The organism is Roseateles sp. (assembly GCF_036486225.1).
Taxonomy (GTDB): domain Bacteria; phylum Pseudomonadota; class Gammaproteobacteria; order Burkholderiales; family Burkholderiaceae_C; genus Roseateles.
The window spans coordinates 1-10,781 of the sequence record NZ_DASVNZ010000317.1; the positions used below are offsets into that span (position 1 = coordinate 1).

The following is a 10,781-nucleotide window of genomic DNA, read 5'->3' on the forward strand; positions in this document are numbered from 1 at the left end:
AAACCATCGCGGCACCGGCCGCCAAGCCTGCTCTGCCGCAAGGCGCTGCACCGGCCGGCGCGCCCGACCTGGGCGAGCGTCCGGAACAGCGCGTGCCGATGAGCCGCCTGCGCGCCCGCATCGCCGAGCGCCTGCTGCAATCGCAGTCGACCAACGCCATCCTGACCACGTTCAACGAAGTGAACATGGCCCCGGTGATGGAGCTGCGCAAGAAGTTCCAGGACAGCTTCACCAAGGAACACGGCACGAAGCTGGGCTTCATGAGCTTCTTCGTGAAGGCCGCCGTGCACGCGCTGAAGAAGTACCCGGTGCTGAACGCCTCGGTCGACGGCAACGACATCGTCTACCACGGCTACTTCGACATCGGCATCGCCGTCGGCTCGCCGCGCGGCCTGGTCGTGCCCATCCTGCGCAACGCGGACCAGATGAGCTTCGCCGACATCGAGAAGAAGATCGCCGAGTTCGGCAAGAAGGCCCAGGAAGGCAAGCTCGGCATCGAAGAGATGACCGGCGGCACCTTCTCGATCTCCAACGGCGGCACCTTCGGCTCGATGCTGTCGACCCCGATCATCAACCCGCCGCAGTCGGCCATCCTGGGCGTGCACGCGACCAAGGACCGCGCCGTCGTCGAGAACGGCCAGATCGTGATCCGTCCGATCAACTACCTGGCGATGTCCTACGACCACCGCATCATCGACGGCCGTGAAGCCGTGCTGGGCCTGGTCGCCATGAAGGACGCGCTGGAAGATCCGGCTCGCCTCCTCTTCGACATCTAAGCCAAGGACGATCACGACATGAGCAAGCAATTCGACGTCGTCGTCATCGGCGGCGGCCCCGGCGGCTACATCGCGGCGATCCGCGCGGCGCAGCTGGGCTTCAACACGGCCTGCATCGACGAGTGGAAGAACGACAAGGGCGGTCCCGCCCTCGGCGGCACCTGCACCAACGTCGGCTGTATCCCGTCCAAGGCCCTGCTGCAGTCCAGCGAGCACTTCGAGCACGCCGGCCACGGCTTCGCCGACCACGGCATCTCGATGAACGACCTGAAGATCGACATCGCCAAGATGGTCGGTCGCAAGGACGCCGTCGTGAAGCAGAACAACGACGGCGTGCAGTACCTGTTCAAGAAGAACAAGGTCACCTTCTTCCATGGCCGCGGCTCGTTCGTGGCGGCGAAGGACGGCGCGTACGAGCTGAAGGTCGCCGGCGCGGCTGAAGAGACCATCACGGCCAAGCACGTGATCGTCGCCACCGGCTCCAACGCCCGCCAGCTGCCGGGTGCCCCGTTCGACGAGACCAACATCCTGTCCAACGACGGCGCGCTGCGCATCCCGGCCGTGCCGAAGAAGCTGGGCGTGATCGGCTCCGGCGTCATCGGCCTGGAAATGGGCTCGGTGTGGCGCCGCCTGGGTTCCGAAGTGACGATCCTGGAAGCGCTGCCCGCCTTCCTGGGCGCCGCCGACGAGTCCGTCGCCAAGGAAGCCGCCAAGGTCTTCAAGAAGCAGGGCCTGAACATCGAACTGGGCGTGAAGATCACGGCGGTCGAGAACGGCAAGGACGGCGTCTCCGTGAAGTACACGGACGCCAAGGGCGGCGAGCAGACGCTGGCGGTGGACAAGCTGATCGTTTCGATCGGCCGGACCGCCAACACCATCGGCCTGAACCCCGAAGCCGTCGGCCTGAAGCTCGATGAGCGCGGTGCCGTCATCGTCGATGACGAGTGCAAGACCAACCTCCCGGGCGTCTGGGCCATCGGCGACGTCGTGCGCGGCCCGATGCTGGCGCACAAGGCCGAGGAAGAAGGCGTTGCCGTGGCCGAGCGCATCGCCGGCCAGCACGGTCACGTCAACTTCAACACCATCCCGTGGGTGATCTACACCAGCCCCGAGATCGCGTGGGTCGGCAAGACCGAGCAGCAACTGAAGGCGGACGGCGTGGCCTACAAGGCGGGCCAGTTCCCGTTCCTGGCCAACGGCCGCGCCCGCGCGCTGGGCGACACGACCGGCTTCGTCAAGTTCCTGGCCGACGCCAAGACCGACGAGATCCTGGGCGTGCACATCATCGGCCCGATGGCCTCGGAGCTGATCGCCGAGTCCGTGGTCGCGATGGAGTTCAAGGCCTCGGCCGAGGACATCGCCCGCATCTGCCACGCGCACCCGTCGCTGAGCGAAGCGACCAAGGAAGCGGCCCTGGCCATCGACAAGCGCACGCTGAACTTCTGAGCTCCGGCTCGAAGCGCATCGGATGCGTGAACAAGGGGCGGCGACGAGTCGCCCCTTTTTTCTTGTCCATTCCCGTTCCCGTGTTGAGATGAACGCCGCCCGCACGACCATCGCATGACCACCGTCACCGAGCTCTACCACCAGACCCTGGCCGAACGCGGCTACACCGCCGACGCGGCGCAGCTGCGCGCGGTCGCCTCGCTGCAGCGCTGCCAGGACGAATGGGCCGACTACAAGGCGCGGCGCTCCAACGCGGTGACCAAGTTCCTGGTGCGGCCGCCGCTGCCGCGCGGCGTGTACATGTTCGGCGGGGTGGGTCGCGGCAAGAGTTTCCTGATGGACTGCTTCTTCCAGGCCGTGCCGTTGACGCGCAAGACCCGGCTCCACTTCCACGAGTTCATGCGCGAGGTGCACCGCGAGCTGCAGGAGCTCAAGGGCATCCAGGATCCGCTGGATGAGCTCGGCAAGCGCATCGCGCGGCGCTTCCGGCTGATCTGCTTCGACGAGTTCCACGTCGCCGACGTCACCGACGCGATGATCCTGTACCGGCTGCTGGACGCGCTGTTCAAGAACCGCGTGTCCATCGTGACCACGTCCAACTTCCATCCCGACGGGCTCTACCCGAACGGGCTGCACCGCGACCGCATCCTGCCGGCCATCGAGCTGCTGAAGCAGAACCTCGAAGTCATCAACGTCGACAACGGCACCGACTACCGGCAGCGCTCGCTGGAGCATGTCGAGCTGTATCACACGCCGCTGAACGAGCAGACCGAGCAGGCGCTGACGACCGCCTTCGAGTCGCTCGCCGAGGCGCGCGACGAAGACCCGGTGCTGCACATCGAGCACCGCGAGATCCGCTCCCGCCGCCGCGCCGGCGGGGTGGTGTGGTTCGACTTCGCCGAGCTGTGCGGCGGACCGCGCTCTCAGAACGACTACCTCGAGCTGGCGACGCAGTTCCACACGATCATCCTGTCCAACGTGCCGGCGATGCCGCCGCGCCTGGCCAGCGAGGCGCGCCGCTTCACGCTGCTCGTGGACGTGCTGTACGACCGGCGCGTGAAGCTGATCATCTCCGCGGCCGTGCCGGCGGAGCAGCTGTACACCGAGGGCCCGCTGGCGCACGAGTTCCCGCGCACCGTGTCGCGGCTGCAGGAGATGCAGTCGAAGGAATACCTCGAACTGGAACGTCGCGACGTCGACACGCGGCTGACCTGAGGGAGCTTCCCTCCGATTGGGGTGTAGGGAAGTCACGGGCCGGCGTGTCACTGGAACGGGTGTCGCCGGATGCGATGATCACGGCCATGACTTCCCGCTCCGTCCTTGTTCTCCTGCCGCTGGCACTGTCGGGCGCGGCCGTCTCGACAGCCGTCTGCGCGGCGGAGATGACCCGTGCCGAGATCGGCGCCGCCCGTGCCCGCATCGAACAGACCTACCAGGCCAAGGTGCGCGAGTGCAACCAGCGTTTCGTCGTCACCGGCTGCCTGGAGGACGCCCGGGAGGAGCGCGTGCGCCAGCTGCGGCCGCTGGATCACGCGGAACACCAGGTCAATGCCGAGGAGCGCCAGCGCCGCGGCGCCGCCGCGCGCGAGCGCGTCCAGCAGAACGAGCGCGAGGCAGCCAAGGACGAGGCCCGGCGCAAGACGGAATCGGTGCGCGAGGCCACCCAGCCCGCGTCTGCGCCGGTGGTGCCCGGCGCACGGACACCACGCGCGAATCCCGAGCTGCATCAGCGTCGCGAGGCGAAGCTGGATGCCGAGGCGAAGGCCGATGCCGCCCTGCGTCGCGAGGCTGCCGCCGAGCGCCGTCAGAAGGCGCTGGACCGCCAGCGCAAGGCCGGCGAACAGCAGGTGCGGTCGGCGGAGAAGGCGGCTTCGGCCGCGTCCGCGCCCGTGGGCAAGAACCCCAAGCCGCCCGCGGCCCATCTGCCGACGCCGTCGGCGTCCGACATCCGCGCGCTGCCCAGACCTTGATTATTCGAGCGGATCCACCCGCACGATCGCCAGCGACAGGTTGTCGCCGGTGCCCTTGGCGCGCTGGCGCGCCTTGTTGACCAGCAGCTCGGCGCCGTCGCGCGGCGGCAGGCTGTGCATCACCGTGCCGAGCTCGGCCGGCGAGAAATAGTGCCACAGGCCGTCGCTGCAGCACATCAGCGTGTCGCCGTGCTCCAGGTGCTCGATGAAGGACTCGACCGGCGTCGGCTCCTGCACCGTGCCCAGGCAGGCGGTCAGCAGGTTGGACTGCGGATGGACCAGCGCCTCGTCCTCGGTGATCTGGCCCTCGTCGACCAGGCGCTGCACATAGGACTGGTCCAGCGAGCGCGTCACCATGTTGGGACCGCGGAAGTGGTAGATGCGGGAGTCGCCGGTGTGGATCCAGTAGCAGCGGCGGTCGGACGTCAGCAGATAGGCCGCGAGCGTGCTGTGCGGTTCCTCCTCGGCCGAGATCGCCGTCAGGCGGATCATCAGGTGGGATTCCGAGACGATCTGGCGCAGCAGGTCGGATTCGTCTTCCTCGCCGGGGACGAAGCGTTCGAACAGCTGCTGGGCGGTGAGGATGACCTGGTCGGCGGCCTTGCGGCCGCCGCTCTTGCCGCCCATGCCGTCGGCGACGATGCCGAGGACGCAGCCGCTCTGTCTGGGATGGGCGATGACCTGGACCTGATCCTGCTGGTACAGACGATCGCCGCGATGGATGCCGGTGGCGGCGCTGAGGCGATAGCCTGGGATGTTGCGACTCATCCCAAAACTATAATCGTGCGGCTCGGCTTCCCGGTCGGGTGGTTCCCCGTTTATGGATGAACAACTTCACTCTCCCGCGCGCCGTCTGATCGAACTTCGCATCGCCCATGCGGAGTTGGACGGCCGTATCGACGCCTTGATGGGCGTCCTGCGTGCCGACACCGTCGTGGACATCAGTCCGGTCACGGCGGTCATCGCGGTCACGGCCGCCCCGACGACCGGTGGCGGGTTGGTCGCGCCGCCCGTGGACGAGCTGACGCTGCGCCGGCTGAAGAAGCAACGCCTGGCACTGCGCGACGAGATCGCGCGGCTCGAACGGGCCAGCGATCCTGATGAGCCGGCCTGAACGTCACGATCCCGCCATCAACGACTCGAGCGACCACTCCACCGAGGATTCGACCGACTACCTGATGGCTGAGGCCCCGTGGGGCGCGGCCGAGGTCTCGCCGGCGCTGGCGGCCTCGCGCGCCCGCGCGGCGGCCGAGGAATTGCGCCCGGGCGAGCTCGAACAGTCGGTGATCGCCGCGTTCGACACGGGCGGCCCGCTGTCACGACATGGCCCCGGCTACGCTCCGCGCGAGCCCCAGCAGCGCATGGCGCTGGCCGTCGCGCAGGCGATCGCCGGCCGTGACACGCTGGTCGTCGAAGCCGGCACCGGCGTCGGCAAGACCTTCGCGTATCTGGTGCCGGCGCTGCTCAGCGGCGGTCGCACGCTGATCAGCACCGCGACGAAGAGCTTGCAGGATCAGCTCTTCATGCGCGACCTGCCGCGCTTGCTGGACACCTTCGCGCTGCCGCTGCGCGCCGCGCTGCTGAAGGGGCGGGGGAGTTACCTCTGCTTGCATCGGCTGCAGCAGGCGCGCCACAGTGCGGAGCTGCCGGATCGGCGTGCGGTCGCGCAGCTCGCGCGCATCGAGCGCTGGGCGATGACGACCCATACCGGCGACTTCGCCGAGATCGACGGCATGGACGAGCGTTCGCCGGTGATCCCCATCGTCAGCTCCACGCGCGACAACTGCCTGGGCACCGACTGCCCGTCCTACCGCGATTGCCACGTCGTCAAGGCGCGGCGCGAGGCGATGGAGGCGGACCTCGTCGTGGTGAACCATCACCTGTTCTTTGCCGACCTGGTGCTGCGCGACAGCGGCGTCGCGGAACTGCTGCCCAGCGTCGAAGTCGCGATCTTCGACGAGGCCCATCAACTGCCCGAGGCGGGGCTGAACTTCCTCGGTCGCCTGCTGGGCAGCGCGCAGTTGTTCGACTTCGGGCGCGACATGCTGGCGCAGGGCTTGGCGCATGCGCGCGGGTTGCAGGAGTGGCAGGCGATCTCCGGCGGCGTCGAGCGCGCAGCACGTGCCCTGCGACTGGCCTGCGCCGGCGGACGTGAGCTGCGCGGCGTGCTCAAGCTGCGCTGGAGCGAATGTTCGGGCCGCGCCGATTTCGAGGAAGCGCTGATGCAGGTCACGCAGGCGATCGAGCTCAGCGTGGACGCCCTGGCGACGGTGATGGAAGTCGGCCCGGACCTCGTGCGGCTGCACGAGCGCGCGGTCGAGCTCTACAAGACGGCGCAGCTGTTCGCGCGTCCGCCGGATCCCGGTGCGGTGCGCTGGGTCGACGTCGGCACGCACCAGGTCCGCTTGATGGAGTCGCCGCTGGACATCCGCGAAGCGATGCAGGAAGCGCTCGCCAGCACGCCCAAGGCCTGGGTGTTCACCTCGGCGACGCTGGGCGAGGATGACGCGCTGACCTGGTTCACCGAACCCGCCGGACTCGGTCAGGCGCGCACGCTGCGCGTCGGCAGCCCGTTCGACTACGCGTCGCACGCGCGGCTCTATGTGCCCAAGCATTTCCCCAAGCCCTCCGAGCCCGACCACGGGGAATCGGTGGGCTGGCTGGGCGCGCGCCTGGCGGCGCGGCTCGGCGGACGCACCTTCATCCTGACGACGACGCTGCGGCAACTGCAGACCGTCGCGGACGTGCTGCGCCAGCGTTTCGAGGAGGGCGGTCACCGCATCGAGGTGCTGGTCCAGGGCACGATGCCGAAGCGGCAACTGCTGCAGCAGTTCGTCGACCAGCCGGCGTCGGTGCTGGTCGGCTCGGCGAGTTTCTGGGAAGGCATCGACGTGCCCGGCGACGCGCTGCAGTGCGTGCTGATCGACAAGCTGCCGTTCCCGCCACCGAACGATCCGCTGGTCGAGGCGCGCGTGGCGAGGCTGGAGTCCGAGGGGCGCAACCCGTTCATGGAGTACTTCGTCGCTGAAGCGGCGATCTCGCTGAAGCAGGGCGCGGGACGGCTCATCCGGACCGAGACGGATCGTGGCCTGCTGGTCGTCTGCGATCCGCGTCTGGCGGGCTCGCACTACGGCAAGCGCCTGCGCGAAGCGCTGCCGCCGATGACGCAGGTGCCGGACGAGACGACGGCGCAGGCGTGGCTCGCCGAACTCAAGGCGTCGCACGACGAGTGAGTCCGGCGCGTTCGACGCGCTACGTCCGGAAACGAAGAAGCCCGCTCAAGAGCGGGCTTCGTTCATTCTGAGGCGGCGCGGTGGCTTACCAGATCTGCCACCAGGCGCGATCTTTCGGTTTGGCCTTGCCCGTCGTGAGGTACGAGCTGTCCGGGAAGCTCGACTGCAGCACGCGGCGGCTGTCGTCGCGCAGCTGTTCCAGGCCGAGCTTGTCATAGCTCTGCACCATCAGGAACAGCGCCTCTTCCAGTGCCGGGGCGTTCTGGAACTCCATCAGCGCGGCCTGGCCACGGTTCGCCGACGCCAGGAAGGCACCGCGGTTGTAGTAGTAGCGCGCCACATGCACCTCGTAGGCCGCGAGGCTGTTGGTGATGTAGTCGACACGGATGCGGGCGTCCTCGGAGTACTTCGATTCCGGGAACTGCTCGACCAGCTGCTTGAACGCCTGCATCGAATCGCGCGCGGCCTGCTGGTCGCGTTCGCTGATGTCCTGGCGGGCGATGCGGCCGAACAGGCCGAGGTCGTCGTTGAAGTTGACCAGGCCCTTCATGTACAGCGCGTAGTCCAGCGCCGGGCTCGACGGGTTGAGCTTGATGAAGCGGTCCAGCACCGTCACGGCCTGCACGCGCTCGCCGCTCTTGTAGTTCGCCCAGGCCAGATCGAGCTGCGCCTGCTGGCCCAGCGTCGTGCCCGCGGCGCGGCCTTCGATGCGTTCCAGCGTCTTGATCGCCCGGTCGTAGGAGCCGGAGAGCATGTCCTCCTTGGCCTCTGCGTACAATTTCTCCAGGTTGGCCTGGGAATTCGGGTCCTCCTTGGGGGGCGAGGAACAGGCGGCCAGCCCCAGCACGGCGGCAGCCGCGGCGGTCATCGCCACGCTGCGCCACGCGGCGCGCCAGGAGCCGGACACTTCAGAAGAATCCGCGGTCCGGCGGCGCAACACCCGAGTCTCGATCATGGTCCACAGGGCGCGCGCCACGGCGGCCCTCATCTGAAATTGGAGCGGCGATTATATGGTTCAGGTCGGTCACGACCCGGCGGCGCAGGACGGGCTTTACCCGGGTGAGAAACCGGACGGGTCGCTGGTGCCGGTTGCCCTCCCCGAAAGCCTCGAGGACGCCCAGGACACCCAGGACGTCGGTGCCGACGTCCCCGAACGCCGCAGCGCCGAGGCCGGTCGCGACGAGATCGCGCTGCGCCTGGACAAATGGCTGGTGCAACTCGCGCCGGAGTTCTCGCGCAGCCACCTGCAGACGCTCATTGAGCGCGGCTGCGTCACGCTCGACGGGCAGCGCGTCACCCACGCGTCGCGCAAGCCCCGGCTCGGGCAGACGCTGGTCGTCGACCTGGTCCCGACCGAGGAGGCGCTGGCCTTCCGCGCGGAGCCGCTCGACCTTGACATCGTCTTCGAGGACGAGCATCTGCTGGCAGTGAACAAGCCGGCCGGTCTGGTCGTCCATCCGGCGGCGGGCAACTGGTCCGGCACCTTGATGAACGGGGTGCTGGCCCACCATGCCAAGGCGGCGACGCTGCCGCGCGCGGGCATCGTGCACCGGCTGGACAAGGACACCTCGGGGCTGATGGTCGTCGGCAAGACGCTGCCGGCGGTCACCGCGCTGGTGCGGATGATCGCGGCGCGCGAGGTGCATCGCGAGTACCTCGCGCTGGTGCACGGCCGCACGCCCGACGAGTGGATCGTCGAGGCCCCGATCGGCCGCGATCCGCAGTCGCGCACGCGGATGGCCGTGATCGGCGGCGGCAAGCCGGCGCGCACCGACTTCTTCAAGCTGGCCGAGGGCGAGTGGCAGGACGCGCGCGGCCTGAGCCGGACGGTCTCCGCGCTGCACTGCGTGCTCCATTCAGGTCGAACGCACCAGATCCGCGTCCACGCCGCGCATCGCGGGCATGCGCTGGTGTCTGACGCGCTCTACGGCGGCGCTGAGGCGCTGGGCGTGGCGCGCCAGGCGCTGCATGCGGCGCGGCTCAGCTTTGCGCATCCGATCACCGGCGATGCGATGCGCTTCGAAGCCTCGCTGCCAGGCGACCTGGCGTCGGGTTGGCGCGTCGCGGGTTTGCCCGATCCGGCGTTCTGAGAGGAGTGCGCGCGCTCGCGCTACAATGCGTGCCATTACTTGCGCTGACACCCACGTGAAGAACGTGCGCAAGGCGGCGACGGGCTGGCAGTTGACCCCGTTCGCAGCGCAGGCCGCGCACTGATGCGGCACCCACTGACCGGCCGGATCCACCCACTGAGCGGCGGCCGTTGGAGCACAGAGCTCCCAAGCAAGCAGATCGAACCCGTCCGGCGCGGCCCGTTGCCGCTGTCGGCGCCCAAGATGGCGACACACACCGATTTGACCGGTCCCGAGGCCGGCATCATGAATTGAGCCCATGCTGAGCGCATGCTGATCCGATGCTGATCCGATGAATACGCAGGAGGCAAAGCGTGTCCTGGAGACGGCGCTGCTCTGTGCGCAGGCGCCGCTGACGCTGCGTGACATGCGCTCGCTGTTCGCGGACGAGCTCAACGGCGACAGCGTGCGGTCGCTGCTCGACGAGCTGCTGCGCGAATGGGAAGGGCGGGGCGTCGAACTGGTGGCCTTGTCCTCCGGCTGGCGCTTCCAGAGCCGGCCCGAGATGCGCGAGCACCTGGACCGCCTGCATCCGGAGAAGCCGCCGAAGTATTCCCGGGCGGTGCTGGAGACGCTGGCGATCATCGCCTACCGTCAACCGGTGACCCGGGGCGACATCGAGGACATCCGCGGCGTGGTGGTGGCGACGCCCATCATCAAGCAGCTCGAGGACCGCGACTGGATCGAGGTCATCGGGCATCGCGAGGCGCCGGGGCGGCCGGCGCTGTATGCGACGACGAAGCATTTCCTGGACGACCTGGGGCTGCATTCGCTGGAGCAGCTGCCGGCCTTGATCCAGGGCGGCGACCCGACGCCGATCGCCGGGGCGCTGCAGGCCTCGCTGCTCGAGGAGCCGCCCGGCGATGTGGTGGTCGAGATCGAGCCGGCTGAGCCCGCGGAAGCCGCAGAAGCTTCGGAGGCTGCGGAAACCGTCGAGGCGGCAGAAGCTGCTGACGCGGCGGGAGTCCCGGAGACGGCAGAGACTGCCGAGGCTGCTGAAACGAACCCGGCGACGCCCGAACCTTCGGACGCCGCCACTGAAGACGAATCCAAGCCGGTCGCCACGCGCGAACCGGGTGAAGAACCACAGGCTGGGGCTGTCAACCCCGAGCCCACTTGAGCGCCCCGGGAAGGGGCCGTGTCCACCGCTGACAAGGTGCAAGCCGACACATGAATTCCAACGATATCGACGATTCCAAGCCCGAGACGCTGACGACCGACCCGGCC

The 10,781-nt window shown here is 68.4% G+C and carries 10 protein-coding genes; 8 read left to right on the top strand and 2 right to left on the bottom strand.

Going from position 1 to position 10,781, the window contains the following annotated elements; translation table 11 throughout:
* From odhB to VF536_RS20920, 4 genes are all read left to right on the top strand, one after another.
* On the top strand, positions 1-776 hold a 776-nt coding region (gene odhB, locus VF536_RS20905; protein WP_331616803.1), incomplete at its 5' end, for a 2-oxoglutarate dehydrogenase complex dihydrolipoyllysine-residue succinyltransferase.
* Positions 777-794: 18 nt separating this feature from the next.
* Positions 795-2,222, top strand: a complete 1,428-nt coding sequence (gene lpdA / locus VF536_RS20910) for a dihydrolipoyl dehydrogenase (RefSeq protein ID WP_331616804.1) — start codon at positions 795-797, stop codon at positions 2,220-2,222.
* A gap of 114 nt (positions 2,223-2,336) precedes the next feature.
* Complete coding sequence (gene zapE / locus VF536_RS20915) at positions 2,337-3,437, top strand: cell division protein ZapE (RefSeq protein WP_331616805.1); 1,101 nt, start codon at positions 2,337-2,339, stop codon at positions 3,435-3,437.
* A gap of 86 nt (positions 3,438-3,523) precedes the next feature.
* A complete protein-coding gene (locus tag VF536_RS20920) occupies positions 3,524-4,192 on the top strand; it encodes a hypothetical protein (protein WP_331616806.1) in 669 nt (222 codons plus the stop codon).
* Here the strand turns inward: VF536_RS20920 and VF536_RS20925 are convergent, their stop codons facing one another.
* Entirely contained in the window at positions 4,193-4,960 is a 768-nt protein-coding gene (locus tag VF536_RS20925) for a PP2C family protein-serine/threonine phosphatase (RefSeq protein ID WP_331616807.1), read from the bottom strand.
* Between the two features lie 52 nt (positions 4,961-5,012).
* Between VF536_RS20925 and VF536_RS20930 the strand changes: the two genes are divergently transcribed.
* The gene (locus VF536_RS20930) at positions 5,013-5,306 is read left to right on the top strand and encodes a YdcH family protein (RefSeq protein WP_331616808.1); all 294 of its coding nucleotides are present in this window, start codon (positions 5,013-5,015) and stop codon (positions 5,304-5,306) included.
* Entirely contained in the window at positions 5,293-7,425 is a 2,133-nt protein-coding gene (locus tag VF536_RS20935) for an ATP-dependent DNA helicase (RefSeq protein WP_331616809.1), read from the top strand. The genes VF536_RS20930 and VF536_RS20935 overlap by 14 nt, the downstream gene beginning before the upstream one ends.
* Before the next feature lie 85 nt (positions 7,426-7,510).
* On the opposite strand, the gene VF536_RS20940 is transcribed toward VF536_RS20935, so the two are convergent.
* Positions 7,511-8,293, bottom strand: coding sequence for an outer membrane protein assembly factor BamD (locus VF536_RS20940; protein ID WP_331616811.1), 783 nt, complete (start codon positions 8,291-8,293; stop codon positions 7,511-7,513).
* 142 nt (positions 8,294-8,435) lie between these two features.
* On the opposite strand from VF536_RS20940, the gene VF536_RS20945 reads away from it, so the two are divergent.
* Together VF536_RS20945 and scpB are read left to right on the top strand one after the other, a co-directional pair.
* A complete protein-coding gene (locus tag VF536_RS20945; RefSeq protein ID WP_331616810.1) occupies positions 8,436-9,515 on the top strand; it encodes an RluA family pseudouridine synthase in 1,080 nt (359 codons plus the stop codon).
* Between the two features lie 331 nt (positions 9,516-9,846).
* On the top strand, positions 9,847-10,674 hold the full coding sequence (gene scpB / locus VF536_RS20950; RefSeq protein WP_414710423.1) for an SMC-Scp complex subunit ScpB: 828 nt from the start codon (positions 9,847-9,849) through the stop codon (positions 10,672-10,674).
* Positions 10,675-10,781 lie beyond the last annotated feature (107 nt).